Origin of the sequence: Dyella sp. AtDHG13, from assembly GCF_003201105.1 — a bacterium.
GTDB classification, from domain to species: Bacteria; Pseudomonadota; Gammaproteobacteria; order Xanthomonadales; family Rhodanobacteraceae; genus Dyella; species Dyella jiangningensis_B.
In genome coordinates this window covers 76904-96723 of record NZ_QICJ01000012.1, presented here as the reverse complement: position 1 = coordinate 96723, position 19820 = coordinate 76904, and the positions used below count along the sequence as shown (strand labels likewise).

The following is a 19820-nucleotide window of genomic DNA, read 5'->3' as shown; positions in this document are numbered from 1 at the left end:
ACGATTTTTGTGCGCGGAACATAGGCGCTGTGCGGTGCACGACCCGTGAAAAAAATCCCGGCTTTCGCCGGGATTTTTGAGTCATTCGCGCGTGGCGAATCGTGGTTGCGTAGAACTACGTTAGAACACCGAGAGGAACAACGCGAGGTTGGTCACGTTGAGCGTGCCGATGCCCGCGCCGGGTTCATATCCCGGCACGCCCTGGTAGAACCAGTTGTCGCCGGCCCTGATGTCGTTGAAGGGCGAGTACGGCCCGTAGCTGAAGACATTCTGGAAGGCGTAGATCTGTGGATTCCACAGACCGATGCGTCCATACGTGGCCTGCTTCAGCAGCGCGCTGATGCCGTTGAGCTGCGGCGCCACGAAGCTGGTGCCGCCTTCGAAGGTCAACAGGCCGCTGCCATCGGTGGACGATACGAAGCTGTAGCCGGTTTCCGGGTCGGCATTGAGCGAGATGTCCGGCACGTTGCGGCCCTTGTAGTTCGCCGGCAGCGTGTAGTTGATGCCATAGGCCGGCAGGGACAGCGTCTGCTTCTTCTCGCTCTTGCGAATGCCGGAGGTGAATGCCTGATAGCGTGGCAGTGGCCAGAACACGCTCACCCCGCCGCCGCCTCCGGTGGCGAACACCTCGGGCGTGAGGTCCACGCCGAAATTGCTCTGGAAGTAGCTGGCGATGTAATCCCAGCCCCAGATGCGCTCCTTGTCCAGCGTGGCCTTGGGACCGCCGCTGAAGCTGTAGGTAAACGGCACGGTGGTGCCGCCGGCGGTGGTGATGAGCGGATCGGAACCTGGCGCATCCGCGGTCAGCGGCGGCGGTACCGGGTCGGTCAGCAGGCCGCCCAATCCGCGCACGGTGTCGTAGGCGCCGGAGTCGCCGGCCGTGGCGAACATCGAGATGCCCTGCGCGGCCGCTTCCAGGAACACCTGGTGGAAGGCGCGCAGCTCGTCGGTGAAGTCCACGCCGCCATTCAACTGCGGGAAGTAGAAGATTTCCGGCGAACCCCAGCTTACCGAGAGGCTGTCGACCTTGTTGTCGGACACCGCCTGGTTGAACACATCGAAGAAGCCGGCGTCGGTGTTCGGCGCGTCGTACACGATGATGTCCGCCCACGGCGCCAGACCGCCTGACTGCTCGACGTCAAGCGAAGTTTCGCCGGAGCCGGCAGGGCCGCTGAGCACGCCGCCGCCGTCCACGTGCACCTGAGTGATGCGGTTGGGTTTGACCGCCAGACCGATCGTGCTCCAGTACGTGTACGCATCGGCGGGCACGAAGTTGGCGAGTGTCGCGATGCCGATGGTGGAACCCTTGCCGTTCACGCCCGCCTTGTAGAGCGGGTTGACGTTGTAGCGATTGGCCACGTCGCCCACGGTGAACGAGCCCGGCGTGCAAGTTGCCGTCGGGTTGCCGGTGCAGGGCGTGGTCGCGGGTGCGGCCGCCGCGGCGGTTTTCGCCATGGGGCTCATGGTGGAAGCCGAAGCCGGCGTGCTCGGCTGGAAGGCCGACACGCGGCGCGAGCGATAGCGCGCCTGCGTGCTCAGGCCGGAGGCGACGATCAGCGTGCCCGACAGGGAGGAGGGCAGCGTCGGCGTCGCACTCGGCCGATGGAACGTGCTGCCGTCAGCATCTCGGTAATCATGAATGGACGTCTGGAAGGCCTTGTTGAACTGCCCGATCGTGCCGCTGACCTTGATCGCGAGGTGATTGGGCAACAGTTCCACCTGCTTGAGGCCCTGCTGCTTGATGAAGGCCTGCACGTTGGCGATGTCGCTGGCCGATGCGCCGAAGCGGTCGGCGAACTGCGCCGTCGTCAGGAAGCGGTGATACGAGGGATTGCCCTGGGTGACCGTGCTGTAGACGAAGTTCTCCAACGCTTCCTGATTGCGAAGCCCCAGCACGAGCGTGACGTTGACGGTCTCGTTCGTGTTGCTGGGTCCAAGGTCTGCCGGTGACGAACTGCCTGCCGCCATGGCCGCCGATGTGGCGCCGCCGAAGAGCAGGAGGCCGAGTGAGACTGCGAGCGACTTGCGATGCAACGTCGAGAGCATGTGGTTTCTCCAGGGTAGATATGGCCCTGGCCGCGCTGATGACGACGCCCCTGCGCGTCGGCACGCTTTTCGGCATGGCCACAGACGGATGTGCGCACTCCCCAAACGCCAGCCCGCCCCCTGGATCAACAACCCGCGCTGGTCCGTCAAAGCTAACTCCGGCGGTCAAATCCCGGAAGTGGCTGTTTTGCGAAAGAAATTGCGAAAATGGCGCCATCGCTTGCCTTGCATGCGCAATATATTGCGCCTACAACCTCTGGCCTACGGGCCAGGCGCCGCGCCGTTTTTCCGACGCATAAATAAGGACTTGGCGGCGATTTCCGGGCCCGAGGCCCATTTGCGGCACAATAAAAGGGTTATGCGTCGTCAACAGCCCCGTTTTCGACGCCCGTAGCCCCCGGAGTCGAAGCCATCGCCATGACCACCATCAAGCAAGACGATCTGATTCAGTCCGTCGCCGACGCCCTGCAGTACATCAGCTACTACCACCCCGTCGACTACATCACCAACCTTGCCGCCGCCTATGAGCGCGAGGAGTCGCCGGCCGCGAAGGACGCGATGGCGCAGATCCTGATCAACTCGCGCATGGCCGCCGAAGGCCATCGCCCGCTGTGCCAGGACACCGGCATCGTCACCGTCTTCCTCAAGGTCGGCATGAACGTGCGCTGGGACGCCACGATGTCGCTGGAAGACATGGTCAACGAGGGCGTGCGCCGCGCCTACAACGACCCGGACAACAAGCTGCGCGCCAGCGTGCTGGCCGACCCGGCCGGCAAGCGCAGCAACACCAAGGACAACACGCCGGCGGTCATCAACATGTCCATCGTGCCGGGCGACACCGTCGAGGTGATCGTGGCCGCCAAGGGCGGCGGTTCGGAGGCCAAGTCCAAGTTCGCCATGCTCAACCCGTCCGACTCCATCGTGGACTGGGTGCTCAAGACCGTGCCGACCATGGGCGCCGGCTGGTGCCCGCCGGGCATGCTGGGCATCGGCATCGGCGGCACCGCCGAGAAGGCGATGCTGCTGGCCAAGGAATCGTTGATGGAGCACATCGACATCCAGGAACTGATCGCCCGCGGCCCGCAGAACCGCGCCGAAGAGCTGCGCATCGAGCTGTACGAGAAGGTCAACGCGCTGGGCATCGGCGCGCAGGGCCTGGGCGGCCTGACCACCGTGCTCGACGTGAAGGTCAAGGATTACCCGACCCACGCGGCCAACCTGCCGGTGGCGATGATTCCCAACTGCGCCGCCACGCGCCATGCGCATTTCACGCTGGATGGTTCGGGCCCGGTCGCGCTCGATCCGCCGTCGCTGGAACACTGGCCCAAGCTCACCTACGACGCCAGCAAGGGCCGCCGCGTGAACCTCGACACCGTCACCCGCGAAGAAGTGGCGAGCTGGAAGCCGGGCGAAGTGCTGCTGCTCAACGGCAAGTTGCTCACCGGCCGCGACGCCGCGCACAAGCGCATGGTGGACATGCTCAACAAGGGCGAGCCGCTGCCGGTCGATTTCAAGAACCGCTTCATCTATTACGTGGGCCCGGTCGACCCCGTGCGCGACGAAGTGGTGGGCCCCGCCGGCCCCACCACGGCCACCCGCATGGACAAGTTTACCGAACAGGTGCTGGCGCAGACCGGCCTGCTGGGCATGGTCGGCAAGGCCGAGCGCGGCCCGGCCGCCATCGAGGCGATCAAGAAGCACCAGTCGGTGTACCTGATGGCCGTGGGCGGCGCCGCCTACCTGGTATCCAAGGCGATCAAGGCCTCGCGCGTCGTCGGTTTCGCCGACCTGGGCATGGAAGCCATCTACGAGTTCGAAGTGAAGGACATGCCGGTGACGGTGGCCGTGGATTCCGCGGGTACGTCGGTGCACCAGACAGGTCCGAAGGAATGGCAGGCGCGCATTGGCAAGATTCCCGTGGTGGTTGCGTAAGCACCACACGCTTTTTCCCTCTCCCCGTTGGGGAGAGGGTAGGGTGAGGGGCGGGTGCTCGCGACAAGCCTGCCATCCCTCACCGTCATTCCCGCGAAGGCGGGAATGACGGTGAGGGGGTATAAGCGGCGGGGCTAGGTTGCTCCCTCTCCCCAGCGGAGAGAGGGAGTCTCTGCGGCAAGCCCATACGCCCCCGCATTTAGCCATCCAAACGCTTATCCCCGCGCAGCGGTTGCATTCCGCCTGCTGCGGCGCAACACTGCCGGGATTGTTTTCCCCAACCACCCACGTAGGTACCCGTGAACCCGCAAAGCCCCGCGTCGCTTCCTGTCGACGCATCCTGGATCGTGATGAAGTTTGGCGGCACCAGTGTCGCTACCCTGCCGCGCTGGCAGAACATCCGTGAGCTCGTTGCCAGCCGCCGCGCCGAAGGCGCCCGCGTGCTGGTGGTCGTGTCCGCGCTCACCGGCATCACCGACGCACTCAAACAACTGTGCGCGCAGGAAGACAAGGGCAAACGCATCGAGGCTGCCAAGGCGATCGCCCAGCGTCATTACGACCTGCTCGATCACATGCAGCTGGCGGTTCCGGACACCCTCGGCGCGCGGCTCTCCGAGCTGGCGAAGCTGGCCGACGAAGGCCCGTCGCAGTTGGGCGAGCTGGCGTGGTCGGCGCTGGTGCAGGCGCACGGCGAGCTGATGTCCAGCGCGCTGGGCGCGGCGTTTCTTTCCCACAGCGGCCTGAGCACGCAGTGGGTGGACGCGCGCGATTGCCTTTCGGCGATCGCGCTGCCCAACCAGAACGAGCGCACCAAGCTGCTCTCGGCGATGGTCGAGGCCAAGCCGGATCCGGCACTGAACGCGCGCCTCGCCGCGCTGGGCGAGGTGTTCATCACCCAGGGCTTTATCGCGCGCGAATCGCAGGGCCGCACGGTGCTGCTCGGCCGCGGCGGTTCGGATACCTCCGCCTCGTACTTCGGTGCGTTGCTCAAGGCGCAGCGCGTGGAAATCTGGACCGACGTGGCGGGCATGTTCACCGCCAACCCGCGCCAGGTGCCCAGTGCCCGCCTGCTGCAGCGACTGGATTACGAGGAAGCCCAGGAAATAGCCTCCACCGGCGCCAAGGTGCTGCATCCGCGCTGCCTCTCGCCGCTGCGCGAGCCGCGCGTTCCCCTGCTGATCAAGGACACCAACCGGCCTGAGCTGGAAGGCACGCTGATCGGCCCGGAAGTGCGCGAGCATGCGCCCAGCGTCAAGGCCATCAGCGCGCGCAAGGGCATCACCCTGGTGTCGATGGAATCGGTGGGCATGTGGCAGCAGGTCGGCTTCCTCGCCGACGTGTTCGCGCAGTTCAAGCAGCACGGCCTGTCGGTGGACATGATCGGCTCGGCCGAGACCAACGTGACCGTGTCGCTGGACCCCACCGAAAACCTGCTCGACTCCGACGCGCTCGCCGCGCTGGCCAGCGACCTGGCCAAGGTGTGCCGCGTGAAGGTGATCGCGCCGTGCGCGGCGATCACCCTGGTGGGTCGCGGCATGCGCTCCATGCTGCACACGCTGTCCACCGTGCTGGCGGAGTTCGGCCAGCTGCGCGTGCACATGATTTCGCAGTCGTCCAACAACCTCAACCTCACCTTCGTAGTGGATGAGAACGTGGTGGACGAACTGCTGCCTCATCTGCACGAGCTGCTGATCACGGCGGGTGCGCTGCGCACCGACGACAGCGCGCTGTTCGGTCCCAGCTGGCAGGCGCTGTACGGCACCGGCGAGGTACTGCCGCCGGCCGCGTCGTGGTGGCGCGAGGAGCGTCGCGCGGATCTGCTCAAGATCGGTGCGGGCGCCACGCCGCGCTACGTCTACCACCTGCCCACGGTGCGCCAGCAGGCGCGCGAGCTGAAAACGCTGGCGGCGGTGGATCGCTTGCACTACGCGGTGAAGGCCAACACGCATCCGGCCATCCTCAAGGCGCTGGCGGAAGAGGGCTTCGGTTTCGAGTGCGTGTCGCCGGGCGAACTGAAGGCGGTGATGGCGGTGGTACCGGATTCCGCGCCACTGCTGTTCACGCCCAACTTCGCACCACGCGAGGACTACGCATGGGCGCTTACCACGCGCGTCACGCTGTCGCTGGATTCGCTCTACCAGCTGGAAAATTGGGGTGAGCTGTTCCGCGGCAAGGAAGTGGTGCTGCGCCTCGACCTCGGTCGCGGCCTCGGCCATCACGAAAAAGTGCGCACCGGCGGCAGCGGCAGCAAGTTCGGCCTGCCGGTGGAACAGCTGGATGCCTTCCTGCGCCTGGCCGACACGCATGGCGTCACCGTGCGTGGCCTGCACGCGCATCTGGGCTCGGGCATTCTCGATGACGCGCATTGGGGCGAGGTCTACGGCCAGTTGGCCAGCCTGGCCGAGCGCATCGGCAGCGTCACCTTCCTGGACATCGGCGGCGGACTCGGCGTGCCCTCGCACCCGGGCGAGGCGCGGCTGGACATCGCCGCGCTCGACAAGGTGCTGCGCGAGGTCAAGGCAGCCTATCCGCACTACAAGCTGTGGATGGAGCCGGGCCGCTATCTGGTGGCCGACGCGGGCGTGCTCGTCACCAAGGTCACGCAGACCAAGGGCAAGGGCAACGGCCAGATCCGCTACCTCGGCGTGGACACGGGCATGAACAGCCTGATCCGCCCCGCGCTGTACGAGGCCTGGCACGAGATTGTGAACCTCACGCGGCTGGACGAGCCCGCCACGGCGCTGTTCCAGGTGGTGGGCCCGATCTGCGAAAGCGGCGACGTGCTCGGCACCGACCGCCGCCTGCCGGAGCCGCAGGAGGGCGACGTGATGCTGGTGGCCCAGGCGGGCGCCTACGGCAAGGTGATGTCCTCGCCGTACAACCTCAGGGATGAGGCGGAAGAGATCATCCTGGAGTAAACCTCAGTCCCTCACTTCTCCCTCTCCCCTCCGGGGAGAGGGCCGGGGTGAGGGGCGGGTGCTCGCGATGACGTATCAGAAGGAGCGCTCTGGATGAAGCGCATGCATGTAGATCGCGCCCGCAGCCTGCGGGCCGGTCAAACGGATGCAGAACAGTTGCTCTGGCACCGCCTGCGTGATCGTCGGCTACAGGGCTGGAAGTTCCGCCGCCAACATCAAATTGGCCATTACATCGTCGATTTTGTCTGTCCTGATGCTGGCCTGATCGTGGAGTTGGACGGCGGCCAGCATGGCGACCAGGTGATCTATGACGAACACCGGACGTTGGAGCTGCAAGCCACCGGCTACAAGCTCCTGCGTTTCTGGAACAATGACGTACTGAAGAACACTGACAGCGTGCTAGAGGCGATTCTGGAGGCTTTGGCCAGCCCCGACCCCTCACCCCGACCCTCTCCATGGAGGGGAGAGGGAGCAGGCAATGGAGACTGAGGCGTGACCACCAACATCAACCCCCGCCTGACCCAGGTATTCCGCTTCGTGCGCTGCAGCTATGCCGATGGCGTGGCGGAGCTGGTGTACGCCTTCGATCATGGCGAGGAGCTGATCGAGCGCGTGCGCTTTCCGAACGCGCCGGCGCTGCCGGCCGGTCACCAGGCGGCCTTCGACCAGGCGCTGAAACTGCTGCACCTGATCGCCGGCGTGAGCTACTACAAGGCCGGCGTGCCGCCACGCATCGAGGTGGCGGGTGGCCCGCTGGACGACAGCACCGCCGACCTGCTGGATGCGCTGTACCTGCACGGCCTGGCCGAGTTCGCCTATCGCAACGGGTTGGACCTGCGTGGTCGCATCAACTTCCCTCGGGGTGGCGCCACGCTGCAGGAAGCGAAGGCGCTTGGCCTGCCGCACCGTACCCTCGTGCCCATCGGCGGCGGCAAGGATTCACTGGTGGCGGTGGAAGCCATCAAGTCCATCGGCGGCGACGCCACGGCCGTGTGGGTCGGCAATTCGCCGCTGATCGCCGCGTGCGCGGAGCGCACCGGCCTGCCCATGCTCAACATCCAGCGCGAACTTGCGCCAGGGCTGTTCGAGCTCAATCGTCTTGGCGCGTGGAACGGCCATATCCCAGTGACGGCGGTGAACTCCGCCATCCTCGCCGTGGCGGCGATTCTCTACGGCTTCGACAGCGTGGCCTTCGCCAACGAGCGTTCTGCCTCAGCGGCCACGCTGGAGTACGAAGGCCAGCAGGTGAACCACCAATGGAGCAAGGGCTACGCCTTCGAGCAGTTGCTCAGCGACTGGCTGCACCAGCACGTCGCGGCGGACCTGGACTACTGCTCGCTGCTGCGTCCATTCTCCGAACTGGCGGTGACGCGCGCGTTCTCCAAGCTCACGCCGTACTTCGACGTGTTTTCCAGCTGCAACCGCAACTTCAAGATCCTCGGTCCCAAGCCGGCGGATCGCTGGTGCGGGCAGTGCCCCAAGTGCCATTTCGTGTTCCTGGCGCTGGCGCCGTTCCTGGCCAAGCCGCGCTTGTTGTCCATCTTCGGGCGCAACCTGCTCGATGACGAAAACCTCGCGCCGGGCTTCGACGCGCTGCTGGAATACCAGGACCACAAGCCGTTCGAATGCGTGGGCGAGGGTGCGGAAGCGCGCGCCGCGATGTACGCGCTGAGCCAGCGCTCGGAATGGCAGGAAGACACGCTGGTCGCGCGCTTTATCCGCGAGATCCTGCCGCAGCTCGACGCGAACGAGCTGGCGCTGGAGCCGTGGCTGCAGCCGTCCGAGGAACAGCGCATTCCCAAGCGTCTGCTGCCGGCGCTGGCGTTCTTCGCGTGAGCATGAACTCGCCACTGCGCATCGCCGACTTCGCCGGCAAGCGGGTGGCGATCTGGGGTTTCGGGCGCGAAGGCAAGGCGGCCATTGCGGCCATCCGCTCGCGCCTGCCTGCATTGCCGCTCACGCTGTTCTGCAGTGTGGGAGAAGCGGACGCAGCCAGGACCTTCGACGCGACGCTGACGGTGCGCGGCGAGGAGCCCGATGCCGTCGCTTTCGCACCGTTCGACGTGGTGGTGAAATCGCCCGGCATCTCCGCCTACAAGCCCGCCCTGCTCGCGGCGCGCGAGTCGGGCATTCACGTCACATCGGGCACGGCGTTGTGGTTTGCCGAGAACCCGCACGCGCGCGTGGTCGCCGTGACCGGCACCAAGGGCAAGAGCACGACCACCGCCTTGCTCGCGCACCTGGCGCGCAGCCTGGGCGTGCGCACGGCGCTGGCCGGCAATATCGGCATGCCCTTGCTGGAACTGCTGGGCCAATCCGCCGAACTATGGGCGATCGAGCTGTCGAGCTTCCAGACGGGCGAGGCGGGGCCGGTGGAGCTTGGCGTCATCACCAGCCTCTACGAAGAACACCTCGACTGGCACGGTTCGCGCGAACGCTACATCGAGGACAAGCTGAAGCTGGCGAGCGTGTCGACGCAGTTGCTGGTCAACGCCACGCAGGCATCCTTGCTGGAACGCACGGCCGGCCATCCCCATCGCATCGTGTTCGGCAGCGAGGATGGCTGGCATGTGGCCGGCGGTTTCATCGGCCGTGGTACGCGACCGGTCTTCGACGCCAGCGCATTGCGCGCACCGGGCGAGCACAATGCGCTCAACGCCTGCGCGGCACTCGCGGCACTGGAGGCCATGGGCTTCGACGCGGTGAAGGCCGCTCCGGCACTCGCCACGTTCCGCCCGCTACCGCATCGCCTGCAGCCATTGGGCGAGCACGACGGTTTCCATTGGATCAACGACTCCATCAGCACCACGCCGCAGGCGACGCTGGCCGCGCTGGGCAGCCTGGTGGGGCAGGCGGTCACGGTCATCGTCGGTGGCCATGATCGCGGCCTGGACTGGCATGACTTCGTCGCTGCCATGAAGGCGCATGCGCCGCATGCCATCGTGGCGCAGGGCTCCAACGGCCCACGCATCGCGCGCGCGCTGCGCGAGGCGGGCGTGACGGTGGAAGAAACGACGGACCTGGCCACCGCCGTGGCGCGCGCGCGCGCGCTGACGCCGCCGGGCGGCACCATCCTGTTGTCGCCGGGCGCGCCGAGTTTCGACCAGTTCCACGACTATGCCGATCGCGGCCAACGCTTTGCGGAGATGGCCGGTTTCGATGCGCACGACATCGTCGGCATCGAAGGTCTTGGCATCGCCTGACGCGCGCCCGTCGTGGGGCGGGTTTAACTCTAGCGGATGATCGGAGGCGGCAAGCTCATGGATATTCGTGTCGATGACCTTCGCAGCGACGCGGTCGCTGCACTGCTGCAGGAGCATCTCGACGACATGGCGCAATGGTCGCCGCCGGAGAGCATCCACGCACTCGACCTGGAACGCCTGCGCCAGCCCGAGATCACCTTCTGGACCGTGTGGGAGAACGGCGAACTGCTGGGGTGCGGCGCGATCCGTCAACTCGACGCCACGCACGGCGAGATCAAGTCCATGCGCACGTCGAACCGGCATCGCCGCAAAGGCGTGGCTGCGCGGATGCTGCAGCACCTGCTCGACGAGGCCGCACGCCGCGGCTATCAGCGCCTGAGCCTGGAAACCGGCGCGCCCGCCGCATTCGAGCCGGCCCGGCAGCTGTATGCGCGCTTCGGTTTCACGTATTGCGGACCGTTCGGAGACTACGTGGATGACCCGTTCAGTGTGTTCATGACGCGGGTGATCCAGAGCGGTTAGAGCGTCTTGATTGCGTGCTTACATTCTCCGCGCGCTGTGGCCTTCCTCACCGTCATCCCTGCGAAAGCAGGGATCCAGCGTCTTTCGTTCTAGCCCTACGTATTAAAGGCACTGGATCCCTGCTTTCGCAGGGATGACGGTGCTGGGCTTGCCCAAATAGATGCCATGGCCGGTCGCATGAAAAGCCACGCCCCTCAAGGCGTGGCTTTTCGTTTCAACGCATCGGCAATCCGTTACCAGATCTTCACGCGATCCGCCGGCGCCAGATACAGCGTTTCCCCTGCCTTGGGCTGGAACGCGTCGTACCAGCCATCGAGGTTGCGCACGGTCTGCGCGCGGAAGCGGCCCGGTGCGTGCTCGTTGCCGATCACGCGCTGGCGCATGGCCGCATCGCGGATCTTCTCGCGCCAGCTCTGGCCGAAGGCGAGGAAGAAGCGCTGGTCGCCGGTCAGGCCATCGATCACCGGTGCCGGCTTGCCGCCGAGCGACTTGTGATACGCGATGTAGGCGATGGTCAGGCCCGACACGTCGGCGATGTTCTCGCCCAGCGTCTGCTGGCCGTTCACGTGCAGGCCCGGCAGCGCCTCATAGGCGTTGTACTGCTCGACCAGTTTCTGGCCCGCCGCCTTGAAATGCGCCTGGTCCTCCGGCGTCCACCAGTTGGCCAGGTTGCCCTGCGCGTCGAACTCGGCGCCGAGGTTGTCGAAGCTGTGGCTGATCTCGTGGCCGATCACCGCGCCGATCGAGCCGTAGTTGGCGGCAGGATCCGCCTTCGGATCGAAGAACGGCGCTTCGAGAATGGCGGCGGGGAAGTTCAGCGCGTTCTGCAGCGGCAGGTTCACCGCGTTGACGGTCTGAGGCGTCATCCACCATTCGCCGCGATCCACCGGCTGGCCGAGCTTGGCGAGCTGGTGTTCGTATTCGTACTTCTCGGCGCGCTGCTGGTTGCCCAGCGCGTCGTCGGCACGGATGTCGAGCTTGGCGTAATCGCGCCAGGTTTCCGGATAGCCCACGCTGACGCGGATGCTGGCGATCTTGGCCTTGGCCTTCTGGCGCGTGGCGGGAGTCATCCAGTCGAGGTGGTCCACGCGCTCATCGAACGCGGCGAGGATGTTCTTCACCATCTGCTCGACCTGCTGCTTGGACGAGGCGGGGAAGTATTCCTTCACGTAGATCTGGCCGACCGCGTCGCCCAGGGCGACATTGGTGCTGGCCACGGCGCGCTTCCAGCGGTCGCGCTGCTTGGGCGTGCCGGAGAGCGTCTGGCCATAGAAGCCGAAGTTGAGATCGGCATAGGCCTTGGGCAGCAGCGATGCGCTTTCGTTGAGCGCGTGGAAGGTGAGGTAGTCCTTCCATGCTTGCAGCGGCTCGCTGGCGGTCAGTGCGGAGAGCGCCTTGATGGCCGGCACCTGCCACACGTCGACGACTTTCTGCTGGTCCAGGCTGGCGGCCTTGAAGTAGGTGTTCCAGTCCAGGCCAGGCGCGTTCTTGGCAAACGCATCCAGCGCCCACGGGTTGTTCGCCTTGTGGATGTCCTGGCTGTCGACGATGTCGACCTGCGCCTTGGCGATCTTGGTTTCCAGATCGAGCACGCCCTTGGCCTTTGCATCCGCATCGGCCACGCCGGCCTGCTTCAGCAAGGCGGCGATATACGCCTGGTACTTGCCGCGCGTGTCCACCATGGCCTTGTCGCTGGACAGGTAGTAGTCGCGCGTGGGCATGCCCAGGCCGCCCTGCAGCAGATAAGGGATGTTGCGCGAGGCATCCTGCAGGCCGTGCGATACGAACAGGCCGAACAGGTGCTCGGTGTGGAAGTTGGTGGCGTTCACCGGGTCCACATCGGCGCGTAGGCCCTCGCCCAGCACGCGGGCCAGGTCGGCCTTGCTGCTGATGCCGTCGATCGCCTTCAGCTCGGGCTGCAGCGGTTCCAGGCCGCGCTTCTCGATGGTGGCCTCGTCCATGAACGCCGCGTAGTAGTCGGCGATCTTGCGTTCGTTGGTGCCTGCCGCCGGCTTGCTCTTGCCTGCCGCCTGGATCAGGTCGGCATTGCGCTTCTCGGCCTTCTGGAACACTTCCAGGAAGATGCCGGTGCTGGAGCGGTCGGCCGGGATCTCGGCGGTTTTCTTCCAGTTGCCGTTGGCGTAGTTGTCGAAGTCGTTGCCCGGCAACACGCAGTGGTCGATGCCAGCCAGGTCGATGCCGCTGGGGCTGCGTGCCGAGGTGTGGGCCGGCGCGGGCTGGGTCGCCGCGGCCGCCAGCGTGCAGGTGGTGGTCATCGCCGCCGCCGTAAGGATCCAACGAAGTTTCCGCATGGGCGGGTCTCCAGGTAGGGGAAAGCAGTAACGATAGTCTCACCGCCACCTGTCGCGGGTATGACCTATGGCCTATGGGTGCGACGTCGGCGTCCGGTGTGCTGAAACTTGCGGTGGATGCGGTAGGCTTGCGGACTGGAATTTGAATACGCGCGCAGCCAGGGAAGGAAAAAAGTGCAAGGTCTCCGCTCTCTCGTCAACAGCGACGTGCTTGCCCGCGAGCACGACTGGCAAACCCGTTTCGCGTCCGCCCAGCCCTTTCGGCACGTCATCATTGACGACTTCCTGGTTCCGGAAGTGGCGGATGCGCTGCTGGCATCGTTTCCGTCCTTCGAAAGCGGCAACTTCATCGGCGACGATGGCCGGCCGGGCGGCAAGTCGACGGTGGATCGCGTGCGAGGCCTGGGCGAGGTCTACCGGCAGCTGGACGATGTGATCAAGACCCGGGAATTCCTCGACTTCGTCGGGCGCATCACTGGCATCGAGCAGCTTATCTACGATCCGTTCTATCTGGGTGGCGGCACGCATGAGAACCGCCACGGGCAAGGCCTGCAGGCGCACATCGATTTCAACTACCACCCCAGCGAGCGCTGGCACCGGCGGTTGAACCTGATCGTCTACCTCAACCATGAGTGGGATCCGGCATGGGGCGGCATGTTCGATCTGTATCGGGACCCCTACGCCGATGCGTCGCCGCAGGTGCGGGTGCCGCCGCTGTTCAACCGTTGCGTGATCTTCGAAACCAACGAAAAGAGCTGGCATGGATTCGATCCGATCGACCAGCCCGAGGACAAGCGTCATCTCAGCCGTAAATCGGTGGCGTTGTATTTCTACAGTGCCGAACGGCCTGAGCAGGAAACGGCAGGCCGCCACACCACGCACTACGTCAACGGCCAGCTGCCGGAGCGCGTGCAGCCGGGATACACGTTGTCAGAGGTTGACGTGGCGCAACTGCGGCAGCTGATTGCCCAGCGCGATGCGCAGCTGCGGAGCTTGTACGAAGAAAATTCGCGGTTGCTGCAGGCCCAGGACAAGGGCATCGCTGGCCACATGCTGTACCTGCTCAAGCGCCTGTACGTGCGCTATCGGCGCTGACAGGCGGTCTGCCCTGGCGGGTCGACTGCTACGCCGGCCTAACGCTCGATGCGGTAATTGAGCGACGCGCGGTTGAAGTCCGTCGCGCTCTGCGCCTCGAAGTTCCAGCGCGCGTTGAAGTGGTAGCGCAGGGTGATGACCTGGCCGGGATCGAACAGGCCCACGCCATAGCTGATGTACAGGCGCGGCGACAGGTATTTGCCTACGGTGAAGGCGGAGCTGCCGTTGAGCGCGTCGCTGCTGCTGACGCCGACGTCGTCCAGGCCCAGGCGCGAGCCGATGCTCTTGGCGAGCAGGTTGCCGGTGGCCGAACCCAGCGCCTGCGCGGCGGCGCCGACCATGTTGCCTTCGCCGCCCTTGACCTGCGACAGCGGCTTGCCGGTGATGAGGTAGGAGAGGGCGTCCGACTGTTCCATCGGCGGCTGCGAGAACACGGTGAGCACCGGACGTTGCGCGGTGCCGGCGATGTTGAGGCCCACCTGCTGGCCGTCGTCGATGGTGGCGTTGGGGTTGAGCTTGCGGATGGCGCGAATGTTCAGGCCGGGGTTGTCGATGGGCGTGCTGGCGAACAGCAGCTGGCCGCGGTCGATCTGCAGGTTCTGGCCATAGGCCTTGTAGGTGCCGCTGACATCGATCTGCCCCTGGCCCGTGGTCGCGCGGCCGGGGCGCTCGCTGACCACCAGTTGGCCGTGCAGCCGTCCGTCCAGGCCCATGCCCACCAGATGGGTCTTGTCGCCCAGCTTCACCGTGACCGTGGCGGCGAGCGGCATCTGGCTGGCGGCTTCCTGCGGCTGTTGTTCGTCCACCACGACCACGTCGGAGGACGCCTTGGTGGCGCCCGCGCCGGGTAGCTTGTCGAGGTTCACGTCGGCGCTGTCGAGCGCGACGCTGCCGGTGATGTCCAGGCCCTTGTCGTTGTGCGTCACCGCCAGATCTGGCGAAATCGCCACCTTCGCGGCGGGGATGTCGACCGCGCGGAAGTTGCTGCCCTTCACTGTCAACACGCTTTGCGCGTCCGCGCCCAGCGCCGCCGTGCCCGCCAGGGTAATGCTGCCGTCGCCGGAATGCAGCGTGCCGTCGATGCGGAAATGCTGCGCGTCCGTGGTGCCGATGCTTACCTGCCCCTGGTTGAGCTTCAACCCCATGGCGGGAATTTCCGCCGAGAAATCGGTGAGGTTGGCCTGGCCGCTGATGGCCGGTTGCGACACGGTGCCGGCCAGGTTGAAGTCGCCGTTCATGGCGCCCTTGGGGTTCACCACTTCGGTGGTGAAGACTTCCAGCAGGCGCAGGTTGCTCACGTGGATGCCGACGTGGCCGCCCAGCGATTGCTGTGCACCGCTGATGGTCACCTGGCCATCCACGCGGCCGCTGTTGGTCAGGCCCGCATGCAGTTCGAGCTGTTGGCTGGACGGGTTGAGCTGGGCCGTGAGCGCGAGGTTGTCGTAGGTGACCAGCGGCTGGTCGGCGCGATCGGCATAGGCGATGGAGCCGCGCGCTGAGGTGATGGAGGCGTTGCCCGTGAGCGCACCCGCGGTATTGCGGCGGACGCTGCCGCTGCCGTCGAGCGAACCTTCCACGCGCATGGGCTGCTTGCTCGTGCTCACCGCGCTCATGATCAAGGCGATGGGCAGGCTGTGCAGGCGATAGCTGGCATCGAGGTTGCCGGCCTTGTCCTGCTTCGCGGCGGCGCACAGCAGTGGTTCGCCGGCCGTCAGGCACAGCTCGGACAGGTTGAGCGCGCCATCGTTGTACGAGACCTGCGTGGACTGCTGCAGCCGCCAGCGCGGCAGTCCGGCGAAGTCGATATTGAGCGTGGAGAGCGCCCCGTTCCATGCCGAGCCCTTGAGGCCGCCACTCAAGGCCAGCTCGGTGGACAGCGGTGAGCCGTGCGCGGAAAGCATGACATTGTGCCGTTCCGCCGTGCCGTCGCCGCGCACATTGACCTGCGTGAAAGCGAGGCCGCCCGCATTCACGCCACCGGCCTGCAGATCCAGCTTGCCGCCGGGATGGGCGATGTCGGGCACGTTCGCGAGCAGGTGCAGCGTGTCCACATGCTGGCCGGCATAGCTCAGCGCGTTGCCTTGCAGATTGGCGTCGACGGCGAGCTTGGGATACAGGCCGCGCACCTGGATGGTGCCTTGCAGCTTGCCCGCGGCTTCCGGCAGCCAGTCGCCCAGCGAGGCGATGGCGAGCTTGATGCTGACGTCGTTGGCCTTGCCGGGCTTCGCGTCGATGGTCGCGTCGCTGCCGCCGGAGACCAGATGCAGCTTGCCGTCCACCACGCCCTCGGGCGGCAGGTGCAGCTTGCCATCGCCATGCACGGTGCGATCGCGCAGATGGCCGTCGAACTTGCGGATTTCCACCGTGACGTCCGGATGATCCTTCGGCAAGCTGCCTTGCGAGGCGAGGTCAAAGTCCAGCGAGCCATTCCATTTCGCCAGCAGATGCCCGGGATCGAACTTGTTGGCGGTGGCTTCGAGCTGCCAGCCCAGCGCCGGCTGCAGGGTCAACGTGCCCTTGGCCTGCAGATCGCCCTGCGGTTGCTTGATGGTCAGTGCGTGCAGGTCGATGAGCTTCTGCGTGCCGTCCAGATCGAGCATGACGTCGGCGAGCTTGCTTTCCGGGCCGAGCGCGAGTGTGCCCTGCGCGTGGAACTGTTCGGCGGAGCCCTTGGCGGTGAGCGTGCCGTGGCTCATCAGCAGCTGGCCGGCCAGCTCTTGCGGCAGCACCACGTCCTTCCAGTCCAGCGTGAGGTCGGCGCTCAAGGGCTTGGCGGCGAGCTGTACCACACCATGCGCGTTGACGCTGCCCTTGAACTGCGGCGACGCGATGCCGAGCTGTTCCAGCGTCAGCGTGTTGAGGTCGTCGCTGAAGCGTGCGCTCAGCGGCTGCAGTTGTACCTGGTAGTCGTTGAGGCCCAGCTGCCCGGTGACGACGCCGCTGCGGCGATCGCCCTTGCCGGTGATGGCGACTGACAGGCCAGTGAGCGAGCTCTCGCCGAGAAATGGCTTGGGATCGAAGCGTGGCGCATCCAGCGTGGCCTGCCATGCGTAATCCCCGCCCTGGGCCATGTCCAACTGCAGGCGCGCAGGCATGGGCAGCGTGAGTTGCAGGTCGAGGTGCGCCTGCTTGCCGTCGCCGCGCGCGGCGAGCTCGCCGGCGTACTCGGTGCCGCTGGCCGTCCAGGCGAAGCTGGCCTTGCTCTCGCCCTTGTACGTGCTGCCGACCACGATGTTGCCGGTGAGGTCGGCATGGCCGTCCGGCGCACGCAGCGCGAGTTGCCGCAACTCGATGCCGCGAGCGCCTGTCCAGCTGCCGGCGACGTCCAGTGAATCGGAAGCGAAGACGGATTGCTCGGCCTGCGTGATCTTCACCGTGCCCACGTGCGCGCGATCGAGCACCATGTCCAGCGGAGGTTGCCAGGAGAAGCTGCTTTCGCTTTCGCGTTGCTCCGGTTCGCTCGGCGGCAGGGTGACGTCCACGCTATCGACGTTCAGATCGAGCACGTGCAGCCGCTTGCGCAGCAGGGCGGGTACGCGCAGGTCCAGGTGCGCCTTCGCCACCTTGACATCCAACCCCTTGCCATCGGCGTAGCGCAGGCCGGTGAGATCGAGCGGGCCCACCAGTCGCCCATCCGCCGATTGCACGCTGAGCTGGCCCTGCGTGAAACCTTCCGCGCGCGCCAGCGCAAAGCGCAGGCCCGAAGGCGTACCCAGCAGCCACGCGACGAAGGCGAGCAGCGCCAGCAGCAGCGCGAGCAGCGACAGCAATGTCCAGCGCAGCCAGCGGCGGCGTGGACGCGGTGCGTGAGTGGAAGGTGCGGTCGTATCGGTCATGGCGCTGCTCACAGATCCGGGCCGATCACGACGTGCAGCTCGACGCCGTGCTTGTCCGGGTTGTGCACCGGCGTGCCCAGGTCTACCCGGATCATACCCACCGGCGACAGCCATCGAACGCCCAGGCCGGCGCCGATCTTCGGGCGGTAATCGGTGCCATCGAACGCGTTGCCCGCATCGACGAAGGCCGCCATGCCCCATTGGCGCGTGAAGTAGTGCTCGACCTCGGTGCTGCCCACCAGCAGGTTCTTGCCGCCGATCACGCGGCCGTAGGCGTTCTCGGGACCGATGCTCTGGTAGCTGTAGCCGCGCACCGAGCGGTCGCCGCCGGCGAAGAAGCGCAATTGCGGCGGCAGGTCGTCGAAGTTGTTGGTCCAGGTGGCGCCGGCCGAGGCGCGCAGGATCAGGCGGTTGTTGCCCCAGAAGGAATTGATCCATTTGCCGTCGGCCGTGACCTGGCTGAAGCTTGCATCGGAAAGCAGCGAGCCGACGGTGCTGCGCGCGGTGAAGGTCAGCGACCAGCCGTTGCGCACGAAGATCGGGTTGTCTCCCGATTTGCGCGACAGCGTGGCCTCCGGATAGAACAGGTTGCTGCGGCCGTGTTCCAGGCCCGGCGTGTTGTCGGACTCGCCCGCCTTCTGGCCCACGGTGAAGGTGCCGTCCAGCGCATGCACGCCGATGGTGCGCACCCAGCCGTGCCATTGGCGCGTTTCGTTGGCCACCAGTTCCAGCGTCTTGGACTTGGAGGTGTCGGTGTTCGAATCGCGATAGGTGGCGCCGTAGTTGAAGCTGCGCTGGTTGGAGCCGGGCATGGGCACGGTGTACAGCGTCGAGAGCGTCTTGAGCTTCTGCGCGAGGATGATCTCGTTCTTCCACTTGTGGCCGCTGCGGTTCACCCAGCGACGTTCCATCGAGGCGCGCACGCCAAAGCCGGTATCCGTGCCGATGAACGGGCCGCCGGTGTAGATGGTGCGCTTGGCCGGCGACAGCTGCACCTTCACGTCGACCACGCCGCTCTTCTTGGTATCGACATCAGGCAGCACGTTCACCACGGAAAAGTAATCTGCCCCATTCAACGCCTGCTGGAGCTGCAGCAGCTTGTCCTGCGCGAAGTAGTCGCCGGACTTGAACGGCACGTAGCGTTCCAGGAAGCCGTCCTTGAACTGCGAGCCGTCGAAATGCACCTCGCCGAACTTGTAGCGCGGGCCGGCTTCCCAGGCGAGATGGATCACCGCGCTGCGCTCGCCGCGATTCACGTCCACGCGATGCGTGACGAGCTTGGCGTCGAGGAAGCCGTTGGCGGTGAGCGCTCCGCTGAGCGCGTCGCGCGCGGAGTCGTACTCGCCGTGGTTGAGCGTCTGCCCCTTGAGGTTCTCGATGGCGCGCTGCGCGCGGCGGATCGCCGGGATCTTCGCGGCCGTGGCGTCGAGCTTGATGTCCACCGCGCTCACCGTCACCGGCGCGCCCGGCGTGACGTGCAGGGTGACGCGCCAGTTCTCGCCCACGGGATCGAGCTGGCCCTGCACCTTCGCTTCGTAGTAGCCGTACGGCTCAAGGGCTGTCTTCGCCTGGTCCAGCGACTGCTCGTACAGGCGACGCACCTGCGCCTCGGTCACGTCGCGATTGGCGTACTGCGCGATGTCCACGCCGGAGCTGACGGCAAGCTTGAGCGGATCCTCCACGCCATCCACCACCAGTTGCACGCCCGCGTGCGCCAGCCACGGGGCCAGCAGCAAGGGCAGCAGTATCAGGCGTCGGAGTCGGCGCATGCGGTTCCATCCTGGAAAAAACGGCGTGCACGCGCCGTGGACACGTGCCATCCAAGCTTAGCGCATGGGTCGAGGCCGGCTCATGAATGTGGCGCCCACTTGAGGATGGTCTGATGCACTCTGCGTGAGATGGAACGGCGCCAGGGCGCCAAAAGCACAAAGCCCGCAGATGCGCGGCGTGTGCTGC

The 19820-nt window shown here is 65.9% G+C and carries 11 protein-coding genes; 7 read left to right on the top strand and 4 right to left on the bottom strand.

What is annotated here, in order from left to right:
- Positions 1 to 120: 120 nt before the first annotated feature.
- Positions 121 to 2046, bottom strand: coding sequence for a S53 family peptidase (locus BDW41_RS18375; RefSeq protein WP_074550538.1), 1926 nt, complete (start codon positions 2044 to 2046; stop codon positions 121 to 123).
- Between the two features lie 417 nt (positions 2047 to 2463).
- On the opposite strand from BDW41_RS18375, the gene BDW41_RS18370 reads away from it, so the two are divergent.
- From BDW41_RS18370 to BDW41_RS18345, 6 genes are all read left to right on the top strand, one after another.
- Complete coding sequence (locus BDW41_RS18370) at positions 2464 to 3978, top strand: fumarate hydratase (RefSeq protein WP_074550540.1); 1515 nt, start codon at positions 2464 to 2466, stop codon at positions 3976 to 3978.
- 299 nt (positions 3979 to 4277) lie between these two features.
- Positions 4278 to 6896 carry a bifunctional aspartate kinase/diaminopimelate decarboxylase gene (locus BDW41_RS18365; protein ID WP_255412982.1) on the top strand — a complete coding sequence of 873 codons (2619 nt, stop codon included), beginning with the start codon at positions 4278 to 4280 and terminating at the stop codon, positions 6894 to 6896.
- A 93-nt stretch (positions 6897 to 6989) separates the two neighbouring features.
- On the top strand, positions 6990 to 7385 hold the full coding sequence (locus tag BDW41_RS18360; protein WP_083337727.1) for an endonuclease domain-containing protein: 396 nt from the start codon (positions 6990 to 6992) through the stop codon (positions 7383 to 7385).
- A gap of 3 nt (positions 7386 to 7388) precedes the next feature.
- A complete protein-coding gene (gene murL / locus BDW41_RS18355; protein WP_074550544.1) occupies positions 7389 to 8732 on the top strand; it encodes a UDP-N-acetyl-alpha-D-muramoyl-L-alanyl-L-glutamate epimerase in 1344 nt (447 codons plus the stop codon).
- A gap of 2 nt (positions 8733 to 8734) precedes the next feature.
- Positions 8735 to 10099: a UDP-N-acetylmuramoyl-L-alanine--D-glutamate ligase gene (gene murD, locus BDW41_RS18350; protein ID WP_074550546.1), complete on the top strand. Its 1365-nt coding sequence runs from the start codon at positions 8735 to 8737 to the stop codon at positions 10097 to 10099.
- A gap of 57 nt (positions 10100 to 10156) precedes the next feature.
- The gene (locus tag BDW41_RS18345) at positions 10157 to 10621 is read left to right on the top strand and encodes a GNAT family N-acetyltransferase (RefSeq protein WP_074550697.1); all 465 of its coding nucleotides are present in this window, start codon (positions 10157 to 10159) and stop codon (positions 10619 to 10621) included.
- 233 nt (positions 10622 to 10854) lie between these two features.
- On the opposite strand, the gene BDW41_RS18340 is transcribed toward BDW41_RS18345, so the two are convergent.
- Positions 10855 to 12933 (bottom strand): M13 family metallopeptidase, encoded by a 2079-nt coding sequence (locus BDW41_RS18340; protein ID WP_074550548.1) that lies wholly within the window; start codon positions 12931 to 12933, stop codon positions 10855 to 10857.
- 174 nt (positions 12934 to 13107) lie between these two features.
- On the opposite strand from BDW41_RS18340, the gene BDW41_RS18335 reads away from it, so the two are divergent.
- Positions 13108 to 14028 (top strand): 2OG-Fe(II) oxygenase, encoded by a 921-nt coding sequence (locus BDW41_RS18335; RefSeq protein WP_074550550.1) that lies wholly within the window; start codon positions 13108 to 13110, stop codon positions 14026 to 14028.
- Between the two features lie 38 nt (positions 14029 to 14066).
- On the opposite strand, the gene BDW41_RS18330 is transcribed toward BDW41_RS18335, so the two are convergent.
- Both BDW41_RS18330 and BDW41_RS18325 read right to left on the bottom strand, forming a co-directional pair.
- Entirely contained in the window at positions 14067 to 17864 is a 3798-nt protein-coding gene (locus tag BDW41_RS18330; protein WP_074550699.1) for a translocation/assembly module TamB domain-containing protein, read from the bottom strand.
- 8 nt (positions 17865 to 17872) lie between these two features.
- Positions 17873 to 19633, bottom strand: coding sequence for an outer membrane protein assembly factor (locus tag BDW41_RS18325; protein ID WP_074550552.1), 1761 nt, complete (start codon positions 19631 to 19633; stop codon positions 17873 to 17875).
- Positions 19634 to 19820: the final 187 nt, after the last annotated feature.